At 64.3% G+C, this 19,104-nt stretch carries 22 protein-coding genes and 1 other RNA gene; 8 read left to right on the top strand and 15 right to left on the bottom strand.

Annotated elements, in window-relative coordinates; genetic code table 11:
• Nucleotides 1-13 precede the first annotated feature (13 nt).
• Nucleotides 14-1,351: a type I glutamate--ammonia ligase gene (gene glnA / locus AB0O71_RS11015; protein ID WP_363745198.1), complete on the bottom strand. Its 1,338-nt coding sequence runs from the start codon at nucleotides 1,349-1,351 to the stop codon at nucleotides 14-16.
• Between the two features lie 114 nt (nucleotides 1,352-1,465).
• Entirely contained in the window at nucleotides 1,466-1,669 is a 204-nt protein-coding gene (locus AB0O71_RS11020) for a methionine aminopeptidase (protein WP_363745200.1), read from the bottom strand.
• Between the two features lie 80 nt (nucleotides 1,670-1,749).
• Between AB0O71_RS11020 and map the strand changes: the two genes are divergently transcribed.
• The gene (gene map, locus AB0O71_RS11025) at nucleotides 1,750-2,619 is read left to right on the top strand and encodes a type I methionyl aminopeptidase (protein ID WP_363745202.1); all 870 of its coding nucleotides are present in this window, start codon (nucleotides 1,750-1,752) and stop codon (nucleotides 2,617-2,619) included.
• 60 nt (nucleotides 2,620-2,679) lie between these two features.
• Here the strand turns inward: map and rnpB are convergent.
• From rnpB to AB0O71_RS11055, 6 genes are all read right to left on the bottom strand, one after another.
• An RNA gene (gene rnpB / locus AB0O71_RS11030) (RNase P RNA component class A) lies at nucleotides 2,680-3,063 on the bottom strand.
• Between the two features lie 28 nt (nucleotides 3,064-3,091).
• Nucleotides 3,092-3,820 carry a hypothetical protein gene (locus tag AB0O71_RS11035; RefSeq protein WP_363745204.1) on the bottom strand — a complete coding sequence of 243 codons (729 nt, stop codon included), beginning with the start codon at nucleotides 3,818-3,820 and terminating at the stop codon, nucleotides 3,092-3,094.
• Nucleotides 3,821-3,856: 36 nt separating this feature from the next.
• A complete protein-coding gene (locus AB0O71_RS11040; protein WP_363745206.1) occupies nucleotides 3,857-4,702 on the bottom strand; it encodes a Nif3-like dinuclear metal center hexameric protein in 846 nt (281 codons plus the stop codon).
• Between the two features lie 4 nt (nucleotides 4,703-4,706).
• A complete protein-coding gene (locus tag AB0O71_RS11045; protein ID WP_363745208.1) occupies nucleotides 4,707-5,372 on the bottom strand; it encodes an ABC transporter permease subunit in 666 nt (221 codons plus the stop codon).
• Nucleotides 5,372-6,400, bottom strand: a complete 1,029-nt coding sequence (locus AB0O71_RS11050) for a methionine ABC transporter ATP-binding protein (protein ID WP_363745210.1) — start codon at nucleotides 6,398-6,400, stop codon at nucleotides 5,372-5,374. The genes AB0O71_RS11045 and AB0O71_RS11050 overlap by 1 nt, the downstream gene beginning before the upstream one ends.
• An 81-nt stretch (nucleotides 6,401-6,481) precedes the next feature.
• Complete coding sequence (locus AB0O71_RS11055; protein WP_363745212.1) at nucleotides 6,482-7,399, bottom strand: MetQ/NlpA family ABC transporter substrate-binding protein; 918 nt, start codon at nucleotides 7,397-7,399, stop codon at nucleotides 6,482-6,484.
• Nucleotides 7,400-7,627: 228 nt separating this feature from the next.
• Between AB0O71_RS11055 and AB0O71_RS11060 the strand changes: the two genes are divergently transcribed.
• The 4 genes from AB0O71_RS11060 (at nucleotide 7,628) to AB0O71_RS11075 (ending at nucleotide 11,969) form a co-directional block, all read left to right on the top strand.
• Entirely contained in the window at nucleotides 7,628-9,067 is a 1,440-nt protein-coding gene (locus AB0O71_RS11060) for a glyceraldehyde-3-phosphate dehydrogenase (RefSeq protein ID WP_363745214.1), read from the top strand.
• A 51-nt stretch (nucleotides 9,068-9,118) separates the two neighbouring features.
• Nucleotides 9,119-9,964 carry a universal stress protein gene (locus AB0O71_RS11065; protein WP_363745216.1) on the top strand — a complete coding sequence of 282 codons (846 nt, stop codon included), beginning with the start codon at nucleotides 9,119-9,121 and terminating at the stop codon, nucleotides 9,962-9,964.
• A 27-nt stretch (nucleotides 9,965-9,991) separates the two neighbouring features.
• The gene (locus AB0O71_RS11070; protein ID WP_363745218.1) at nucleotides 9,992-10,639 is read left to right on the top strand and encodes an MBL fold metallo-hydrolase; all 648 of its coding nucleotides are present in this window, start codon (nucleotides 9,992-9,994) and stop codon (nucleotides 10,637-10,639) included.
• 94 nt (nucleotides 10,640-10,733) lie between these two features.
• Nucleotides 10,734-11,969 (top strand): MFS transporter, encoded by a 1,236-nt coding sequence (locus AB0O71_RS11075; protein ID WP_363745220.1) that lies wholly within the window; start codon nucleotides 10,734-10,736, stop codon nucleotides 11,967-11,969.
• On the opposite strand, the gene AB0O71_RS11080 is transcribed toward AB0O71_RS11075, so the two are convergent.
• Both AB0O71_RS11080 and AB0O71_RS11085 read right to left on the bottom strand, forming a co-directional pair.
• The gene (locus AB0O71_RS11080) at nucleotides 11,966-13,006 is read right to left on the bottom strand and encodes a glutathione S-transferase C-terminal domain-containing protein (protein ID WP_363745246.1); all 1,041 of its coding nucleotides are present in this window, start codon (nucleotides 13,004-13,006) and stop codon (nucleotides 11,966-11,968) included. The genes AB0O71_RS11075 and AB0O71_RS11080 overlap by 4 nt on opposite strands.
• Before the next feature lie 61 nt (nucleotides 13,007-13,067).
• Nucleotides 13,068-13,604 (bottom strand): flavin reductase family protein, encoded by a 537-nt coding sequence (locus AB0O71_RS11085; protein WP_363745222.1) that lies wholly within the window; start codon nucleotides 13,602-13,604, stop codon nucleotides 13,068-13,070.
• Nucleotides 13,605-13,713: 109 nt separating this feature from the next.
• Here AB0O71_RS11085 and AB0O71_RS11090 point away from each other — a divergent pair, with 109 nt between their 5' ends.
• From AB0O71_RS11090 to AB0O71_RS11100, 3 genes are all read left to right on the top strand, one after another.
• Nucleotides 13,714-14,199 carry a glutathione peroxidase gene (locus AB0O71_RS11090; RefSeq protein ID WP_363745224.1) on the top strand — a complete coding sequence of 162 codons (486 nt, stop codon included), beginning with the start codon at nucleotides 13,714-13,716 and terminating at the stop codon, nucleotides 14,197-14,199.
• Nucleotides 14,200-14,370: 171 nt separating this feature from the next.
• Nucleotides 14,371-15,234, top strand: a complete 864-nt coding sequence (locus AB0O71_RS11095; protein ID WP_363745226.1) for a tyrosine-type recombinase/integrase — start codon at nucleotides 14,371-14,373, stop codon at nucleotides 15,232-15,234.
• Nucleotides 15,235-15,346: 112 nt separating this feature from the next.
• Nucleotides 15,347-15,817, top strand: coding sequence for a hypothetical protein (locus tag AB0O71_RS11100; protein WP_363745228.1), 471 nt, complete (start codon nucleotides 15,347-15,349; stop codon nucleotides 15,815-15,817).
• A gap of 5 nt (nucleotides 15,818-15,822) precedes the next feature.
• Here AB0O71_RS11100 and AB0O71_RS11105 read toward each other — a convergent pair whose 3' ends face one another.
• From AB0O71_RS11105 to AB0O71_RS11125, 5 genes are all read right to left on the bottom strand, one after another.
• A complete protein-coding gene (locus AB0O71_RS11105) occupies nucleotides 15,823-16,056 on the bottom strand; it encodes a holin (protein WP_363745230.1) in 234 nt (77 codons plus the stop codon).
• Nucleotides 16,046-16,381, bottom strand: coding sequence for a hypothetical protein (locus tag AB0O71_RS11110; protein ID WP_363745232.1), 336 nt, complete (start codon nucleotides 16,379-16,381; stop codon nucleotides 16,046-16,048). The genes AB0O71_RS11105 and AB0O71_RS11110 overlap by 11 nt, the downstream gene beginning before the upstream one ends.
• Before the next feature lie 192 nt (nucleotides 16,382-16,573).
• Entirely contained in the window at nucleotides 16,574-16,903 is a 330-nt protein-coding gene (locus tag AB0O71_RS11115; RefSeq protein ID WP_363745234.1) for a hypothetical protein, read from the bottom strand.
• Nucleotides 16,904-17,009: 106 nt separating this feature from the next.
• Entirely contained in the window at nucleotides 17,010-17,726 is a 717-nt protein-coding gene (locus AB0O71_RS11120; RefSeq protein WP_363745236.1) for a peptidoglycan DD-metalloendopeptidase family protein, read from the bottom strand.
• 330 nt (nucleotides 17,727-18,056) lie between these two features.
• Nucleotides 18,057-18,833 carry a hypothetical protein gene (locus AB0O71_RS11125; RefSeq protein WP_363745238.1) on the bottom strand — a complete coding sequence of 259 codons (777 nt, stop codon included), beginning with the start codon at nucleotides 18,831-18,833 and terminating at the stop codon, nucleotides 18,057-18,059.
• Between the last annotated feature and the right edge of the window lie 271 nt (nucleotides 18,834-19,104).

The following is a 19,104-nucleotide window of genomic DNA, read 5'->3' on the forward strand; positions in this document are numbered from 1 at the left end:
CAGGGTAGACCGATCAGATCGTATCGAGCATCGAAGAGAGCTCGTAGGGCGTTACCTGGCTGTGGTACTCAGCGACTTCACGGCGCTTATCACGGATGAAGTACGCGAACACCTGCTCCCCCAGCGTCTCGGCGACCAGCTCGGAACGCTCCATCACAGCAAGAGCGTGGTCGAGGCTCGCGGGCAACGGGTCGAAGCCCATCGCGCGCCGCTCTCCGTCGCTGAGCGCCCACACGTTGTTCTCCGCCTCCGGGGGAAGCTCGTATTCCTCACGAATGCCCTTCAGGCCTGCGGCGAGGAGCATCGAGAAGCCGAGGTACGGGTTCACGGCGCTGTCCATTCCGCGGTACTCGACGCGGGCCGCGTCGCCCTTGCCCGGCTTGTACATCGGCACGCGCACGAGGGCGGAACGGTTGTTGTGACCCCAGCTCACGAAGGACGGGGCCTCGTCGCCGCCCCACAGCCGCTTGTAGGAGTTGATGTACTGATTCGTCACCGCGGTGATCTCGGGCGCGTGCCGCAAGAGACCCGCGATGAAGCGCCGCCCCGTCTGCGAGATCTGATACCGAGCGCCCGGATCGTAGAACGCGTTCGTGTCTCCCTCGAGGAGGGAGAGGTGGGTGTGCATGCCCGATCCCGGTTGCCCTGCGAGTGGCTTCGGCATGAACGTCGCATGCACTCCCTGCGCGATCGCGACCTCCTTGACGACCGTGCGGAAGGTCATGATGTTGTCGGCGGTGGTGAGCGCATCGGCGTACCGAAGGTCGATCTCGTTCTGCCCCGGGCCGGCCTCGTGATGGCTGAACTCGACCGAGATCCCGAGTTCCTCGAGCATGTTCACGCTCTCGCGCCGGAAGTCGTGCGCCGTGCCACCGGGAACGTTGTCGAAATATCCGGCGCGATCGACGGGCACCGGCCCGCGGGCGTCGAACTCCTTCGACTTCAGCAGATAGAACTCGATCTCGGGGTGCGTGTAGAAGCTGAATCCCTGCTCGGCCGCAGTCGCGAGTGTGCGCTTGAGCACGTTTCGCGGATCCGCCACGGCCGGCTCGCCGTTCGGGGTGCTGATGTCGCAGAACATGCGCGCGGTCGGAGACGTCTGGCTGCGCCATGGCAGCAGCTGGAAGGTCGACGGATCCGGCACCGCGAGCAGGTCCGACTCGTACGCGCGCGTGAGTCCCTCGATCGCGGAACCGTCGAATCCGATGCCTTCACTGAACGCACCTTCGACCTCGGCGGGGGCGAGAGCGACCGACTTCAGCGTTCCAGAGACGTCGCTAAACCAGAGTCGTACGAACCTGACGCCGCGCTCCTCGATGGTGCGCAGAACAAAATCGCGCTGCTTGCTCACGCTTACTCCGTTCATCGTTCCTGCGTGCGGGCACGGCACGCGCGATGCGCACGAACCGCCTCCGCCGGTGGGCTCAGACTATCTCCTGACCGTGACAATCGTGTTACGACGAGGTCAGTCCTCAGCGGCTTCCTCCTCGCGCCATTTCCGGGCGCGTTCGGCGACGATCTCCTCGGCGCGCGCGGCCTCTTCGCGTGTCGCGAAGGGGCCGATGCGGTCCACCGAAAGTGACTGCGGACCCTCCTCGACCTGATTGGTTCGGGAATTGAACCAGAAGGTTTCGGCGGGATCCTCGATTCCCCACTCCTGCTTGCTCATATCGACCTCCACTCAGCGCTCGCGCGCACTCCATGACGTCTGCGTTCGGCTCACCCGAGCGCACTTCCTAGACTAGGGGTATGCCCTTCGACGCACACGGACACCTGATTCCCGGAACCCGGCCTGCGCCTCGCGCGGTTCCGAGCGCAATTGCTCGACCGCCCTACGTCGGGCTCGCGGCACCTCCGGCGTACCACGGCGATAACACGTACACGAGCGCCGAGGTCGACCGTATACGCGCCGCCGGTCGCATCGCTTCGGGCGCGCTCGATGCGGTGGCTGAGGCGGTGCGACCAGGTGTGACGACGGCCGAGCTGGATCGCGTCGCCCATGAGTACGTGATCGCCCAAGGCGCGTATCCGTCGACCCTCGGTTATCGGGGCTACCCCGCCTCGTCGTGCACCTCGGTGAACGAGGTGATCTGCCACGGTATCCCCGATGACACCGTGCTGCGCGAGGGTGACCTGGTGAACGTCGATGTCACCGCGTACCTCGACGGATTCCACGGCGACACCAACCGCACCTACCGGGTCGGTGAGGTCTCTGCGGAAATCGATCAGCTCATCGAACGGACTTACGAGGCGATGATGCGAGGCATCCGCGCTGCGAAGCCGGGACGAGCGGTGAACGTCATCGGTCGCGTCATTGAGACGTACGCGAAGCGCTTCGGATACGGGGTGGTGCGCGATTTCACCGGGCACGGCGTCGGTTCATCGTTCCACACCGGGCTCATCATCCCCCACTACGACTCGGCGCCCGCATACGGCGACATCATCAAGCCGGGCATGGTGTTCACTGTCGAGCCGATGCTCACCCTCGGAACGCACGAGTGGGAGCAGTGGGACGACGGTTGGACTGTGACGACGCGGGATCGCAGCATCACCGCTCAGTTCGAGCACACGGTGTTGATTCGCGACGACGGTTTCGAACTGCTCACCGCATCCGAGTAGGCGCACTCCGCGGGTTCGGCGCGCGGCTCGCACGCGCGGCTCGCTCCCCGGCATTGAAGTGGAATGGGCCGGATCATACGCCGGGTTCTGTTCCGGTCGGCGAACCGACCGGCGACGACCATCTCTCTCGGAATACCGTTGCCGGCACTCTCTAGCGGCCTACCCGAGGACTCGGCGGGGCGCGTCATCATCCTCTGTCTGGCCTTGCTCCGAACGAGGTTTACCTGGCCGCTCGTGTCACCACGAACGCCGGTGGTCTCTTACACCACCCTTTCAGCCTCACCGAGCGCGGCGAACCACGCCAGGCGGTCTACTCTCTGTTGCACTTTCTCGCGGGTTGCCCCGGGTGGGCGTTACCCACCGTTCTCCCCTGCGGAGCCCGGACGTTCCTCGGCGATCCCGCTGCCGAGGCAACGGAACCGACGCGATCGTCTCACCGACCCATTCCGGAGATCAGCTTACTCGACGCGGCCTACTCCTCGTCGACGCGCACCAGGATCGCCCCGGTGCCCGGGCAGAACACGATCTCATCGGGGGCTGCAGACTTGATGCCGCTGAGCTCAGCGGGCGCCAGCGCCATGTTGCTCGCCTCGGACACGTTGCCGCGCAGCCGCGCCGCGCCGATGCCGACCCGCTTGCGAATCTCCTCGTACAGGCCCAGCACGTCGCGCTGCAACTCAGCTGCGACTCCGGCACGCTCCTCGGCGTTCGACGCAAGCTCGCGGTCGATACGCTGCTCGGCCTCGGCGATCCGAGCCTCGATGGCGACACGACGGGCATCGACACCGGCGAAGAGCTCCTCGGCGACTGAAAACGCCTGCCGGGCCCGCTCCTGCGCCTCCATCAGCTCGAGTTCGCGATCCTCGAGTTCGAGTTGCCGGCGAGTGAGCGTCTCGAGCTCCGCCTGCAGCGCCTGCGCCTCCTTGCTCGACGTGCTCGCGGAGAGCAGCTGCTCGTCACGGTCGCGGCGCTGCTGCACCAGTGCGACGTCGGCCTCGATCCGCTCGAGATCGGCGTTCTGCGTGTCGAGCTCGCGCTGTGCAGCCATGAACTTCGTTCTCGCGTCAGCGGCATCGCCGCTCAAACCGGTGAGTTCTGCCCGCTCGGGCAGCGTCGCTCGCTTGCGGCGAAGTCGAGCGAGCATGTTGTCGAGGTCTTGGAGATCGAGCAGGAGTCGCTGCTGCCGCGGGCTGGCCTTCATGCGTGCCAGCCTACCGGCACCCACAGCGCGGGAGCCTCACGCCGAGTGAGCGCCGACGGAGAACGACCACGGATCGGTGCGGATCCCGCTTACGCGGAACTCGACACCGGGCAGTACCGCAGCAAGGCGCTCGGCGGCGCCCTCGAGCCAGAGCGACTCGCTCGCCCAGTGTGCGACGTCGACGAGCGCCGGGCCACCCGCGACGGCTGAGAGCTCACTGGCCTCTTGAGCCGGGTGATGGCGAAGATCCGAGGTCAGATAGACGTCGGCGCCGCGCACCACAGGGTGATCGAGCAGACTATCGCCCGCGCCGCCGAGGAGGGCAACGCGCTGCACGCGCCGATCCGGATCGCCGGAGACCCGCGCTCCCGAGACCGTTTCGGGCATTGCAGCGGCGACCCGGGTCGCGAATGCCCGCAGCGACTCGGCGGCGGGCAGGTCGCCCACCCGCCCGATGCCGATCGACGGGTCAGACGCGTGCGGCACGATCGGCTCGCTCCCCCGCAGGCCGAGCCGATCGGCGATGACAGCGGACACCCCGCCGGCCGGCTGATCGGCATTGGTGTGGGCCGCGAGAAGCGCGCACCCGCCACGGATGAGCCGCGCGAGCAGCGCCCCCTTCGCCGTGTCCTCGGCCAACGTGTGCACGCCGCGAAGCAGCAGCGGGTGATGGGTCACCAGCGCATCGGCCTGCCACTCGAGCGCCTCGCTCACCGTTGCATCCACGGCATCGACGGCGAGCAGCACGCGCCGCAGCGGCGCGCTGTCGGACCCCGAGACGAGGCCGACGCGATCCCACGCTTCCGCGATCCCGCTCGGCCACAGCTCTTCCGCACGCGCTCGCAAGTCGGCGAGCACGGCAGGCTTGAGTGTTTCAGACACTCTGTTACCTCCTCAGCAGCTTCCGCGCGATGACATTGCCGAGCAGCTGCACGATCTGCACGATGATGATGATGAGCAGCACGGCGGCCCAGGTCACCCACGGGTTGAACTGCCGGTACCCGTACTGCAGGGCGAGATTTCCGAGGCCGCCGCCGCCGATCACGCCGGCCATCGCCGTCATGTCGACGACCGCGATGAAGGCGAAGGTGTACCCGAGCACCACCGGCCCGAGCCCCTCGGGAATCAGCACCGTCAGTATCGTTCGCCACGGGCCGGCTCCCATGGCGCGCGATGCTTCGATGACGCCCGGAGGAACGGTCAGCAGATTCTGCTCGACGAGCCTGGCAATGCCGAAGGTCGCAGCGAAGGTCAGTACGAAGATGAGTGCGCGATCGCCGATGCCGGTTCCGACGACGACGCGGGCGAGCGGCTGGATCGCGGCGATCAGGATGACGAATGGGATCGGCCGGAAGAAGTTCACGAGGAAGTTCAGCACCACGTAGACGCCGCGGCTCTGCAGCACCCCGCCCTGACGGGTCACCGTGAGCAGCACGCCCAGCACGAGCCCGAGTACGCCGCCGAGGCCCATGGCGATGACGACGTAGGTCAGCGTCTGGATGGTCGCCTCGATGAACTTGCCGTTCGAGATGAGTTCGATGAGATTGTCCATTACGCCAGCACCTCCAGTGCCGTCTCCTGCGCGAGCGCAGCGATCGCGTGCTCGACCTTCAGATCGTCGCCGATGAGTTCCAACGTCAGCTTGCCGAAGCTCCGTCCGCCGACGTCGGTGATGCCGCCGTGCACGATGCTCACGCCGACGCCGCGCTCGGCGAGTGTACGGAACACGACGGGTTGATCCACGTCACCGTCGCGGAACGTGAGGGAGATGAGCCTGCCGCGGTGCCGTTCTCGCAGCTCATCGAGCCGCTCGGCCCGCGGTTCGGTCGGCAGTGCCGTCGCGACGAAGCGCTTCGTGGTCTGCGACTGCGGGTCAGAGAACACGTCGAAGACGTCGCCCTGCTCCACTGCGCTGCCGCCATCCATCACGGTGACGCGGTCGGCGATCTCCCGCACGACCTCCATCTCGTGCGTGATCAGAATGATGGTGATGCCGAACTCGGCGTTCACCCGCTTCAAGAGTGAGAGCACCTCACGCGAGGTCTGCGGGTCGAGGGCGCTGGTGGCTTCGTCGGCGAGCAGCACACCCGGGTTCGTGGCGAGCGCACGCGCGATGCCGACGCGCTGCTTCTGGCCGCCGGAGAGCTGGTCGGTGAAGGCATTGGTCTTCTCCGACAGGCCGACGAACTCGAGCAGTTCCGCGACTCTGCGCTTGCGCTCCGCAGCGGGCACGCCGGCCACGACCAGCGGATACTCGACGTTCTTCGCGACGCGCTTCGAATGGAACAGGTTGAACTGCTGGAAAATCATGCCGATGCGACCGCGCACTTCGCGCAGTTTGGACTCGCGAAGCGAGGTGATCTCGTCGTCGCCGACGAGGATCCGCCCGTCGCTCGCGTGCTCCAGCCCGTTCACGAGGCGGAGCAGCGTGCTCTTGCCCGCACCGGAGTACCCGATGATGGCGTGAATCTCACCTGACGCGACGTCGATCGTCACATCGTCGACGGCGACTACGGGCGCGGCGTTGGCGCCCCGCCCCGGGTAGCGCTTGGACACGCCGATCATCTGGACGCGGGTCATCGCGTCTCCTTTCGGGTCTCACAGCAACGGGGCGCTCGGAAAACCGAACGCCCCGATCCTATGCGGAAACAGCGAGCTGATTCAGCCCTTGCTCTCGGCGATCTGCGCCTCGGCGTCGTCCTGGATCTCCTGCAGCTCAGCAGCCGGGGTGTCGAGCAGGATCGCGGAGTCGCCCGAGTTCTCGAAGACTCCCGCCTGCACCTCTTCATTGGTCTGGTAGATCTCGATCAGCTTCGCGAACGTCTCGTTGTCCGCGTCGTCGGCTCGTGCGGCGAAGATGTTGATGAAGTACTTCGCGCCCTCGTCGCTCGGATCATCCTGATAGAGCGCCTCGGAGAACTCGAGCCCTGCATCGGTGACGAAATCGTTGTTGACGACAGCGGCATCGACGTCGGCGAGCGAGGTCGCCGTGAATGACGCGTCCATCTCAGTGACCTCGACCTTGGATTTCGCGGCGTCCACGTCGTCGGGCGTCGAGAACAGGGTGCCGCCATCGGAGAGCTCGATGAGCTCGGCCGACTGCAGCACGTTCAGCGCGCGGGCGCGGTTGCTGGGGTCCGACGGGATCGCGACGGTGCCGCCATCGGGAATGTCGGCGAGGTCGGCGTGCTTGGTCGAGAACACTCCCAGCGGGTAAATCGCGGTCGCACCGACCGTGACGAGGTCATCATCGTTCGAGACGTTGTAATCGGCGAGGTACTGAATGTGCTGGAACTGGTTCAGATCGAGCTCATCCTCCGCCAACGCCGGATTGGGCTGGTTGTAATCGGTGAAATCAACGAGCTCGACCGTGATGCCCTCATCGGCGGCGGCGTCGGTGAACGTCTGCCAGTACGCGTCACTCGCGCCGACGACGCCGATGCGGACGGTCTCCGAACCACCGTCGGAGCTCTCGGCATCGTCGGCGGCGCCGGTCGAGCAGCCCGCCAAGACGGTGGCTGCAGCAAGGGCACAAGCGGTGAGCGAGGCGGCGAGCGTGCCGCGCTTCGTGAAAATCATGGTGGTCCTCAATGTCAAGGGATTGGGGATGCGGGCGATCGGCCCGCGGGGTCGCAGTCCTGGATGTGCGACGCACGTCCCCGCCCGAAATCCGTCTGTCACACGACGTCATGAGCGCGGCGGGCGCGTTCGCATTACGCCCGTGGGATACTGGAGGAGAGACCTCGAACGTCTCCGGCGGGCAGGCCGATCCCTCGTGTACACCTCAGGAAGGAACCCTCCGTTCACATGAACCAGCGTGCTGACGATCATCTCGAAGCTTGGAAGGCGAAGCAGCAGCTCGCCGAGCGCATGATCCCGCTCATCGGCCAGCTGTACCGCGACCACGATGTCGTCATGTCGGTGCACGGTCGCAGCCTCGTCGGCCGATCGCCCATCGACATCATTCGAGCGCACAGCTTCGCTCGAAAGATCGACGAAGTCGAGCTGCCACTCGTCGAGACATCCGCCATCGTCACGGCTCTCGCGCGCATTCAGCCGGGTCCCGCGTCGGTCGACCTCGCCCTTCTGGCGAACGCATTCCGCGAATCCGGCAGCGATGACCTCGACGCGTACCTGCGCGAGACGCTTCCTGCCTCGGATGCGGCCACGACGGGGAGCGGCACCGACGTCGTACTCTACGGCTTCGGTCGCATCGGCCGGCTGCTTGCCCGCATCGTCATCGAGCACACCGGCAGCGGCAACGGTCTGAACCTTCGTGCGATCGTCGTGCGCCGCGGCGCTGAGAACGATCTCGAGAAGCGCGCGAACCTGCTCAAGCGCGACTCGGTGCACGGTCCCTTCAACGGCACCATCAAGGTGCTCGAAGACGAGAACGTCATCCTGGCGAACGGCGTGCGCATTCAGGTGATCTACTCGGACGACCCGGCGAGCGTCGACTACGGCCACTACGGCATCGAGAACGCGATCCTCGTCGACAACACGGGCCGCTGGCGCGATGCCGAGGGCCTCGCGCAGCACCTGCAGAACCCTGGCATCGCCCGAGTACTGCTCACTGCGCCTGGTAAGGGCGAGCTGCTCAACGTGGTCTACGGCGTCAATCACGGAGCCATCACCGACGACCAGCGGATCCTCAGCGCTGCTTCGTGCACGACAAATGCGATCACCCCCGTGCTCAAAGTGCTCAATGATCGCTTCGGGGTCACGCGAGGGCACGTCGAGACCGTGCATTCGTACACGAACGATCAGAACCTCACCGACAACTTCCACAAGGGCGCTCGCCGCGGTCGTTCTGCAGCGCTCAACATGGTGCTCGCCGAGACGGGGGCCGCGAAAGCCGTCGCCAAGGCACTCCCCGAGTTCGCCGGCAAGCTGACCGGCAACGCGATCCGCGTGCCGACGCCCGACGTGTCGATGGCCGTACTCAATCTGCAGCTCGAACGCGAGACCACCCGCGAGGAGATCAATGCCGCTCTCGAGGAGGTCTCGCTGACCGGAGCGCTGCGTACGCAGATCGACTACGTCGAGTCCGACGAGATCGTCTCCACCGACTTCGTCGGCTCCAACCGAGCCGGCATCGTCGACGGCCTCGCGACCATCGCTACCGGGGACAGCGCCGTCGTCTACGTTTGGTACGACAACGAGTACGGGTACAGCTGCCAGGTCGTCCGCATCATCGAGCACCTCGCGGGGGGCCATCCGGTCCACCTTCCGGTACTCGAGAGCTGAGCTGCTCGCGGCCCTGCTCACTCGAACATCAACGGACAGAAAGGACAGATCATGTCTGAGAAGTACCTCATCGGAGTCGATGGATCCGAGCAGAGCAGGGTCGCGCTCGCCTGGGGCCTCGCGCGAGCCACCGAGCGCGGTGCGGCCGTCGAACTCATCCACGTGGCCGACGATTCGTTCCTCTCCGAGAGTGTGGCGTTTCTCTCGGAGGCGCAGCTCGCATCGGAGCAGATGCTGCAGGCTGAGACGGTGTACGCGCGCGAGCTCGGGTTTGCCGGTACGATCACCGGCACCGCCGTCGTCGGACACCCGATCGCTGAGATCGAGGCAGCATCGAAACGAGCAGACCTCGTGGTGCTCGGCGCGCACCAGGGGGGCCGATTCTCGGGATCGTTCTTCGGAACGCGCGCAGTGAAGGTTGCTGCGACATCGCACTGCCCCGTCGCCGTCGTTCCCCAGGCTGACGTGCGTCCGAATGCCCCGGTCGTCGTCGGCGTCGATGGTTCGGATGCGTCGAAGCGAGCCATCGCATTCGCCGCGGAGCAGGCTTCATTGCGCGAGGTACCGCTCGTCGCCGTCTATGCCTGGATGCCCCCGCTGACCCCCGGTCTCGAATACCTGTGGAGCGAAGAACTCGTGGAATCGCAGCGGGCCGCCGCAGAGGAGGCGATCGCGATCGGCGTCGCGGGCATTGCGCACCGTTATCCCGATCTCGAGGTGCGCCGCGAGATCATGCAGTCCTCCCCCGTCGCAGCCCTCGTCCAGGCGGCCGAGCACGCGGAGCTCCTCGTGGTCGGCAGCCGCGGGCGCGGCGGCATCTCACGCCTGCTGCTGGGTTCGGTGAGCCATGGCGTGCTGCAAGCGCTCCCCTGCCCCGTCGTCGTCACTCGCGGATAACCCGCACCACGAACAGGAGCCGCCCGTATGAGCGAAGCCCGCATCGAACGCCTCGTCACGCAGGGCACGATTCTCGTCGACCGCGGTGGTGCCGAACCCGAGGCGTTTCCGATCGAGAATAATGTCTGGATCGTCGGCGATGATGAACAAGTCGTGGTGATCGACGCGAGTCATGACGCCGGCGCGATCGTGGCCGCAGTCGGCGATCGCGAAACGCTCGGAATTCTGCTCACGCATGGCCACAACGATCACGTGAACGCCGCGGTCGAACTCGCCGGCGAACTCGACGCCCTGATCCATCTTCACCCCGACGATCTGTTCATCTGGCGCGACACACACGGGGATCAGCTTCCCGACATCGAACTCGCGCATGCCGCATCTTTCATGGTCGCCGGGGTGGAGTTGACGACCTTGCACACTCCGGGGCACACGCCGGGATCGGTCTGCTTCGCGGTGCCCGCGCTCGACACGGTCTTCACCGGGGACACCTTGTTCCAGGGTGGGCCCGGAGCGACGCGCTGGGACTATTCGAGTTTTCCGCAGATCATCGATTCGATCCGCACGCGGCTGTTCCCGCTTCCGGGTGAAACCACCGCACTGACCGGGCACGGCGAAAGCACGACGATCGCCGCCGAGCACCCGGCACTGGAGAGCTGGCTCGAGCGCGGATGGTAACCCGCAACCGCTAGTCTTGCTGGGTCGCTCTGACGCGGCTCCACCTCGGCGTCGTGCACGTCGCAACGTCCACTCCCTGGGAAGGCGTCTCTCGATGACCCACCTCACGCCGCTTCGGCGCGGCTTCGCGCTCTTCGCACTCGCACTCGGCGGTTTCGGCATCGGCGTCACAGAGTTCGCTACCATGGGGTTTCTCCCCGAAATCGCTCACGACCTACTCCCCGGCTTCGCCGACTCACCCGACACGGTGATCGCACAGGCCGGATGGCTCATCACTGCCTACGCATTGGGAGTCGTCGTCGGCGCACCGACCTTCGCTGTACTCGCTGCCCGAATGTCTCAGACGAAGCTCGCCTTCCTGCTGCTGGGGCTCTTCATTCTCGGAACGATCGCGTCCGTCTTCATGCCGACCTTCGGATCCCTCGCGGTCGCCCGCTTCATCGCCGCGCTGCCGCACGGCGCGTACTTCGGTGTCGCATCACTGCTCGCCGCGCGCATTATGGGCCCGGGAATGCAGGGGCGCGGCATTGCACTCGCGCTGTCGGGCCTGACCGTCGCAAATGTCGTCGGCGTGCCGATCGCGACCTGGATCGGGCAAGTCGCCGGCTGGCGCTGGGCCTACGTGCTTGTCACCGTGATCTTCACCGCGACACTGCTGCTGTGCCTCGCATTTCTTCCGCGGTTCCCCGGCAATCCGACGCGAAGCGCCATGCGCGAGCTCTCGGCGCTCCGCAATTACCGGCTCTGGATCATGATCGGCGTCGGTGCAATCGGATTCGGCGGCTTCTTCGCGGTGTACTCGTACATCGCAGAGGTGACCACGCGATTGACGGGGCTGTCAGAATCGAGCGTGCCGTGGATTCTCGCCGGGCTCGGGCTCGGCATGACCATTGGCAACCTCGCGGGCGGCTGGGCGAGTGATAAGGACCTCACCCGCACGATCAGCTTCGGTTTCAGTTCGTTCATCGCGGTGCTGATCGCGTACGCGCTGCTCGCGTGGCACCCGGTGGGGCTCATCGTCACCACGTTCCTGCTCGGCGTGACCTCATCGATTCTGATGCCGTCGATTCAGTCACGGCTGATCCGCGTCTCCGATGAAGCAGCGCTCTTCGGAGCCGCCATCAACCACGCGGCATTCAACGTCGGCAACAGCCTGGGCGCGTGGCTCGGAGGCCTCGTCATCGCAGGCGGCCTCGGGTATCTCGCCCCGGGATGGGTCGGAGTAGCACTCGGAATCATCGGCATGGCACTCGCGCTGACCGGTATTGCGGTGGAGCGCCGGGACAAGGCGCGCAACCGCAATACCGTCGGGATCGCGATTCCTCGCTAGTGCTGCGGTGCGGGCGGAGTCCCGTCGCCGAACGGTTCGCCGCCCAGACGTTCACGCCCGTGCGCGCTGGTCCAATTCGCGAGATCAGGGCCGATCGGCACGATTCGAGTCGGATTGATGTCTGAGTGCGTCGCGTAGTAGTGCTGCTTGATCTGCGTGAAGTCAATCGTGTCGCCGAACCCCGGAGTCTGGTACAGATCGCGCGCGTATCCCCACAGATGTTCCATCTCGCTGAGCTTGTTGCGGTTCGCCTTGAAGTGACCGTGGTAGACGGGGTCGAAGCGGGCAAGCGTGGTGAAGAGTCGCACGTCGGCCTCCGTGATGGTGTCGCCCATCACGAACCGGCGCGTCGAAAGACGCTCCTCGAGCCAGTCCATGGCGGTCCACAGACGCTCGTAAGCGGTCTCGTACGCCTCCTGACTGCCCGCGAAGCCGCAGCGGTACACGCCGTTGTTCACCTCGGTGAAGATGCGCTCGATCACTGGCCACATCTCGTCCACCTGGTCGGCCGGCAACAGGTCGGGAGCGCCCGAGCGATGAAACTCCCGCCATTCGGTCGAGAAGTCGAGTGTGATCTGCGGGTAGTTGTTCGTCACCACGCCACCGCTCGGCACGTCAACGATCGCGGGAACAGTGATGCCGCGCGGATACCCGGGGAACCGCTTGAAGTAGTGCTCCTGCAGCCGTTCGCTGCCGAGCACGGGGTCGCGGCCGTCGGGATCCAGATCGAAGGTCCAGGATCGCGCATCGTGTACCGGCCCGGGCTGACCCAGCGAGATGACGTCTTCGAGGCCGAGCAGTCGCCGTACGATGAGCGTGCGATTCGCCCACGGGCATGCGGCGGCGGCGACGAGTCGGTATCGCCCGGGTTCGACCGGCCATGCTTCGGCGCCCTCGGTGAGTCCGAAACCGAGAGACCCGATCTTCGACTCCGGCGGGGCTGGCAGCGCCAACACGGCTTCGGGGTCGGAGACGATGCGATCCTCGATGTACTGCGTGTCGCGTTCGAAGGCGCCCCCGGTGACATAGCTTCCCATGGACGGCTCGGTGGATTCGGTTGCTTTGCTCAACGGGTCTCCTCTGGTCGTGTGTTCGATGCTAGGCGCGTTCGGCTGGGGGCAGCGTGTGGAATCGACGATCCACGTAGACCATGGGAGCGGCGGAGTCGCCGAAGACGGCTCCCAGCACCTCAGCGACGACTACTACCGACGAGCCGACGCCGAGAGTATGGAGGGGGCGGCAGCGCAGCGCTACGCGCGAGGCGGGCAGATACGGTTCACCGGTTTCGAGGAACGCCCAGCCCTGTTCGGCTGTGAAGCGCTCGGCTCCCGAGACCGCGAATGACTGTGCAACTTCCGCGTGCCGTGAGTCGAGCAGGTGCACGAGATGCGTATCAGCGTTCAGCACTCCGCCCGCACTCCCCGTCGCGCGTGTTACGGAGAAGGCGATTGCCGGAGGATCGATACCGACCGATGCCACGCTCGAGGCCGTGAGACCGACGGGTCCCTCTTCAGTCATCGCCGTGATGAGCGCGACGCCTGCGGGGTGCTCCCTGAACGCCTGCTTCAAGGCGTCCGCACCGGTCACCCCGCTCGCATCGAATCCCACCGCTGCGTTCTCCGGAGCCGAACTCATGCGCACCGTGCCTTTCTCAGACTCAACGGGATGCAGACGCACCCCGACACGCATTCCAACGTATCGTGCTGCCAGTTCATTCCGCGCCGCCCGGGCATAGGCTGTGGGCATGCAGCTACGCGACGTCTCCTTCACCACCATCGATGGCGAGCCGGCCTCGCTCGCCGACTACGCCGACCGGGCGGTGCTCGTCGTCAACGTCGCATCGAAGTGCGGGCTGACGCCGCAGTACGAGAAGCTCGAGGCCCTGCAGCGGGAGTACGGCGATCGCGGGTTCACCGTGCTCGGTTTCCCGTGCAATCAGTTCATGGGCCAGGAACCCGGCGATGGGGAGGAGATCAAGACCTTCTGCTCGACGTCGTACGGTGTGACCTTCCCCCTCATGGAAAAAGTCAAGGTGAACGGGCGGCGCAAGCACCCTCTGTACGAGCAGCTCCGCGAGATCCCCGACGCAGACGGCAAGGCCGGGCGCGTGAAGTGGAACTTCGAGAAGTTCTTGGTCGCACCAGACGGGTCAGTCGCGCGCTTCCGCCCGACGGTGGAGCCCGACGACCCGGCGATCGTGGCTGCGATCGAAGCGGCACTGCCGAAGTAAATGATGGTGGGCCCGGAGGGACTCGAACCCCCGACCCTCTCGGTGAAAGATCAAGACTTGGCACCAGTGGTCGAAATGTTTCCCCGGCGTGTCGCGTAGCTTCGGGTGAAAATGCAGGCGAATAATCTGACCGCATCCCAGAAGGCCCGCTTTCGCTGGCACGATCAGGGAATGAACAGTGAAGTCATCGTCGCCTTCAACCAGTATCAGCAGGCACAGTCCCTTTCCATCCGAACGATCAAGAACCGTGAGTTCATTCTGCGCCCCCTCGCAAGATTCACGGAGAAGCTGTTCACGGAGATGACGACCGCCGATCTGCGCTCCTACCTTGCTCGCGGTGAAGTGAAGGCGTCCACGTTGCGTATTGAGCGGGCGGCGATGGTTGCACTGTTCGCGTTTCTCGAGGCTGACGGGTATCGGGATGACAACCCGGCGCTCCGTCTCGCGCCCGTCAAAGTTCCCCGCCGCGAACCGCGCCCGTTCAGTAACGATCAGATCGAAGCGATGCTCAGCAGTGGCGCATACAAGCGCACACGGGCGATGATCATGCTCGGCTACTACCAGGGCTTCCGTGTCTCCCAGATCGCGAACATGCGCGGCGACATGATCGACTACTCCGGTGACACACTGCGCACCGTCGCGAAGGGCGCGAAGGAACGGCACCTCCCCCTGCACCCCGCAATTCGTGATCTCGCCCAGACCATGCCGGACACGTGGTGGTTCCCTTCCCCGCACCGAGACGGCCCCATCCGGTCCACGTCCGTGACGGACGCAATCACCGAAGCGAAACGGCGCGCCGGGATCACTGACCCCCGCCTCACCCCACACTCGCTCCGACACTCATTCGGGACCGCACTCGTTGACCAAGGCGTAGATATCCGTGTCGTGCAGGAGCTCATGCTGCACGAGGACATCTCCACGACGCAGATCTATACGTCCGTCTCAGACGCCCGCAAGCGTGAGGGCATCGTCACCCTCGACTCGGTGTCAGCACCGCTCATATCGGGCCGTGGGCAGCTACGCAAGGCCGCATAGCGCCCGCCGCGGTATCACCCTCCCTCAAATGATAAACGCACTCGCGGCCGTTATCACTTGGGTTTCCGAACGTGCACGGAACTGTGATGGCGCGCATAGGTGGCACGAGCCGATGCCGCGTGCCGCTTCTCGTGGCACGAACGCTTCGCCGCGCCGCTTATCATCGGTTACGCTATTCGAACATATTTTCGAATGGCGGTGGATGGTGGTGCGGTCGAATCTGATTCAGGTGGCGTCGGATGAGTGGATCGTGATGCGCGAGTTCGCCCAGTATCCGAAGGCTGTGATTCGCGGGATGCGCGACAGCGACGGGCAGGCACGGTTCATTCTGAGCTCGTGGAATCCGGTCAGGCATAAACAGCGCATGATCGGCCTCTACCCCACCAAAGAAGAAGCCGAACAAGCAGTACCGTGGCCCACCCGAACCCCGGACCTGCCAGCACGCGCCGAAATCGCGAAAGTCCGACAACGCGGACCCGACACGGTCGACGCGAACGGATACCCACCCGGTTCCCCGGACTGGAAACGCGTAAACAAGAAAAGCGCCCCCACCCAACCCGAAGGTCAGATGGGGGCAAAGTAGAACGGTCAGGCGGCGTGGTCGCCGCGCACCACCGAAGGGGTGTCCGGCTCACCAATAGGCCCGGACGCGACAGAAGTTAGCAGCGACACCAACGCGGCAACACCAGACACGGAAGCGATGTTCGCCCAGTCCACGTCGATGATGCCCACAGCGCCAGTGCCAATCAGTGCGACAGCGGTCTGTGCGGCGGTCTTCACGGCACGCTCGAGAGCGTCTTTCCAGAACGGCTTACTCAGCATGTTCATCCTTCTTTCGAGGTTCAATCTTGATGGGCGTCTTGTGCCACGACCGCCAGAGGGTCACGACCAGACGCCAAACAGTCGTGGCAATGAGGGCGTACACGACGATGCGCGTCCACGGCCTACCCGGGTAGTCGGAGTCGATACGTGCATAGAACGACTGCAACGCCCAACCAACGAGCGCCAGTACGAAGTACATGAGGGAACGGCCGGCCGGGGTGCCCCGCCAGTTGAAGAACACCCCGTACGAGATCGCGAACACAATCGTCCCGATGATCGCGACGAGCATGATCGCGTCACCGATAGCGAACAGAACATCGGTCATGTGTGTCTCCCCCTGGGCCTGAACGACACCGTTATTTCTTCCCCGAAGTGGTTCAGTTCGCGGCGGCGATGAAGGCGGTCTGTGATCGACACAACCTCATAGGATTGGCGGTGCAACCGCTTCAGTTCCTCGTTCGCTTCCTGCCGCATGATCTGCGCTTCCCCAGTGTCGTCCGGTACTACGATCTTCTTCTTACGTCCCCACACGTTGATCACCCGCTTTCGGCGGTGTCATGGCGGTGTAAAACTTGTCGGAGATGCGTTGCGCCTCGAGTAGCATCGTGTTCTGGGCGCGGATCTCCTGGTTGACGGCACGTTCACCTATTGCGGTGTCGCGCCATTCGTCGCCGCGTTTGTTCGCTTGCCCCATCTCTCGCTCGTGGGAGGAGCGAGGAATGATCCAGCCGCGTGCGAGCGCAATGAACAAGAACACGAGCAACCCAATGAGCGCCGGAAGTGGGGCGAGTGACCAGATCCCCGGCAGCATGAGTTCATCCGCTGCTGCTCTGATGATTCCGATCATCTCGCCCCCTTAGAAAGCCACACCCCGATCGCGAGGACCCCGCATGCGAGCAGTAAAGCCACACCCGCGGCGCACCCCACGAACAGGAACGCGTCAAACCCCCACATCAGCCCTTACGAGCGTCAAGACGCTTACGCGTCGCCGCGAGCTCGCCCTGGATCTTCGAATAGTGACTCGCCGTCACGATCGATGTCGGCCCGCACTGGTAGGTCTTCGCGATGTTGTCCACATACGCCTTCGTGGACTCGAACTCGTGCACCTCACCATTGCCGAGGCAAAACACCATCGCAACGAACGTGCCCTTGCTCTTCTCGCGCGTCACACATGCATAATCCATCTTGTTTCTCCTTCGCTTCTTCGTCGCGGGTGCCGCGGCTTGAGGTTTCGCGGGCGGTGCTGTCTGCCCGAACGTCTTGATAGTGAGGTTGCGGGGGTCGTACCACCCCGTAGCTCCCCAGCCGGTGTTGTTACGGATCTCCCAATGCAGGTGAGGCCCGGTCGACATGCCGGCACCCGCCGTACCGCCAGCGCCGCCCGTGTTCCCGATGTAGTCGCCAACGTTCACCCACTCACCATCAGCGACCGCCATATAGGACAGGTGCCCATTCCTGACCACCGTGCCGTCCGGCGCAATGATGTCGATCACCCACGCCCCAAGACCGTCCGTCCAATGAATATCGACCGTGCCCGCCATCGTGGCTTTCAGGGGTGTGCCCTGCGGGATCGCGAAATCAGTACCAACATGATCAGCCCAACCAGACCCGCGAGTGCCAGGCCATTCGCTGACCGTTGACGTGGCGAACGGCCAATAAATCTCAGCCATTGCTCCCCCTTTCCGTGGGAATAAGAAAGCCCCGCTACTCGGCGGGGCTCGTGTCGGTCTCGGGCGGACTATGCAGCGATTGCACAGCTTCCAGAATCATCCGGTCCGTGATCGCTGATTCATCCGCGCCCGAAGTAGCGTGGTCGGCGTCCTTGAACGCTTTCACCCACCCGGGGAAAGCAGAAAACTGCCACAGCCGTGACTGCACCCACGCGCTCGGATCCTCACCAGCAGAGAGAACCGTCGCCGCGCATGCAGTGATACGCAAACGAACATCGTTATCGGCCGCCAGTGCGGCTTGAACTAAGTAAGACAACAGCGCCTCCTGGGCTAAATCGGGTACGTGAAATCGACCGGGATACCCTGCCCCGACGATGCTGATGTGCGGATAGAGATCTCTCCGGACCTTGTCAACTGCGTATTTCGCAGCGGGCCACCCACGCCCTGGTACGAACCCAGGAATGTTGCGGGTGGGCCAGGTATCCCGGACGGAAGCAAGGCTGCGATCTGAAACGATGCGTTCGAAAACGACGCGTTCGTGAGGTTCCCCTTGATCGACACTATGCCGGCCTTCACTTTGACCTGCACCGTCGAAGACCATCCAGCCTCCGGGGAAACGTTCAACCAGCCGGTATCACCCTGGAACGTGACCGGGCTCAGCATCTCGATCTTGTTGTCACCGCTCGCATAGATCTGAACCGGCGAATTAGCTTCAACCGATTCGTGCCCGAGCACAACAGGCGTCCCAGCGCCGGTCTTACGGATTCCCTCTACGTCATAGACGGCGACCTCACCGGAGTTGCCCTTGCTTTGAACAATGAGCCCGCCACCCTGCAACTGTGCGATATGCGTCGCATCGGAAGACTCAACATACGCGACCCCGTTAGCGTGACGGCCGATCTTTACACCCGACGTGGACGATACGACTTGCCGTGAGATCTTTACATCATCGATGTAGAAACTGAAGTTGTCCCCCGGCAGCAAGGTAGACGGGTCAATCCAGATTGACAGCGGCCCCCGTGTTGCCGTGGCCGAGCTCTCCTTCTGCGCGTCGTAGACGATCTCGGTCCACTCTTCGGCTGGAACCGGGAAAGATGCCAATGCCATTGCCGGAGTAACGCCAGACAACACAACCGTAAGGTTTGTTGCTCTTTCCGAGTAAGCCCAAAAGGAAATCTTGTTTACTGACGCCCGTACTGCGTTGCCCAATTGCAAGACAGAACCGCAATGGTTCTTTACGGATCGAGCCCCCTGCTTGAATATCTGAGTACTGAGGGTAGGCGTGGCGAGTAGTCGTTTAAGGTACTCCTCGTCCACCTAGTTGGTACTCGGTTCCGGGAAGAGGGTACTGGCCCGCAGCATTACCCGCCTTGGGCCA

This window comes from Leucobacter sp. NPDC077196 (assembly GCF_040687075.1).
Taxonomy (GTDB): Bacteria; Actinomycetota; Actinomycetes; order Actinomycetales; family Microbacteriaceae; genus Leucobacter.

Bases quoted from the DNA above. Each gene is read 5' to 3' on its own strand.
- AB0O71_RS11020 (WP_363745200.1), bottom strand. From the start codon at position 1,669: ATGAGCAAGCAGGAGTGGGGAATCGAGGATCCCGCCGAAACCTTCTGG.
- map (WP_363745202.1), top strand. From the start codon at position 1,750: ATGCCCTTCGACGCACACGGACACCTGATTCCCGGAACCCGGCCTGCG.
- AB0O71_RS11035 (WP_363745204.1), bottom strand. From the start codon at position 3,820: ATGAAGGCCAGCCCGCGGCAGCAGCGACTCCTGCTCGATCTCCAAGAC.
- AB0O71_RS11045 (WP_363745208.1), bottom strand. From the start codon at position 5,372: ATGGACAATCTCATCGAACTCATCTCGAACGGCAAGTTCATCGAGGCG.
- AB0O71_RS11050 (WP_363745210.1), bottom strand. From the start codon at position 6,400: ATGACCCGCGTCCAGATGATCGGCGTGTCCAAGCGCTACCCGGGGCGG.
- AB0O71_RS11055 (WP_363745212.1), bottom strand. From the start codon at position 7,399: ATGATTTTCACGAAGCGCGGCACGCTCGCCGCCTCGCTCACCGCTTGT.
- AB0O71_RS11060 (WP_363745214.1), top strand. From the start codon at position 7,628: ATGAACCAGCGTGCTGACGATCATCTCGAAGCTTGGAAGGCGAAGCAG.
- AB0O71_RS11065 (WP_363745216.1), top strand. From the start codon at position 9,119: ATGTCTGAGAAGTACCTCATCGGAGTCGATGGATCCGAGCAGAGCAGG.
- AB0O71_RS11070 (WP_363745218.1), top strand. From the start codon at position 9,992: ATGAGCGAAGCCCGCATCGAACGCCTCGTCACGCAGGGCACGATTCTC.
- AB0O71_RS11075 (WP_363745220.1), top strand. From the start codon at position 10,734: ATGACCCACCTCACGCCGCTTCGGCGCGGCTTCGCGCTCTTCGCACTC.
- AB0O71_RS11080 (WP_363745246.1), bottom strand. From the start codon at position 13,006: ATGGGAAGCTATGTCACCGGGGGCGCCTTCGAACGCGACACGCAGTAC.
- AB0O71_RS11085 (WP_363745222.1), bottom strand. From the start codon at position 13,604: ATGAGTTCGGCTCCGGAGAACGCAGCGGTGGGATTCGATGCGAGCGGG.
- AB0O71_RS11090 (WP_363745224.1), top strand. From the start codon at position 13,714: ATGCAGCTACGCGACGTCTCCTTCACCACCATCGATGGCGAGCCGGCC.
- AB0O71_RS11095 (WP_363745226.1), top strand. From the start codon at position 14,371: ATGAACAGTGAAGTCATCGTCGCCTTCAACCAGTATCAGCAGGCACAG.
- AB0O71_RS11100 (WP_363745228.1), top strand. From the start codon at position 15,347: ATGCCGCGTGCCGCTTCTCGTGGCACGAACGCTTCGCCGCGCCGCTTA.
- AB0O71_RS11105 (WP_363745230.1), bottom strand. From the start codon at position 16,056: ATGCTGAGTAAGCCGTTCTGGAAAGACGCTCTCGAGCGTGCCGTGAAG.
- AB0O71_RS11110 (WP_363745232.1), bottom strand. From the start codon at position 16,381: ATGACCGATGTTCTGTTCGCTATCGGTGACGCGATCATGCTCGTCGCG.
- AB0O71_RS11115 (WP_363745234.1), bottom strand. From the start codon at position 16,903: ATGATCGGAATCATCAGAGCAGCAGCGGATGAACTCATGCTGCCGGGG.
- AB0O71_RS11120 (WP_363745236.1), bottom strand. From the start codon at position 17,726: ATGGCTGAGATTTATTGGCCGTTCGCCACGTCAACGGTCAGCGAATGG.
- AB0O71_RS11125 (WP_363745238.1), bottom strand. From the start codon at position 18,833: ATGGCATTGGCATCTTTCCCGGTTCCAGCCGAAGAGTGGACCGAGATC.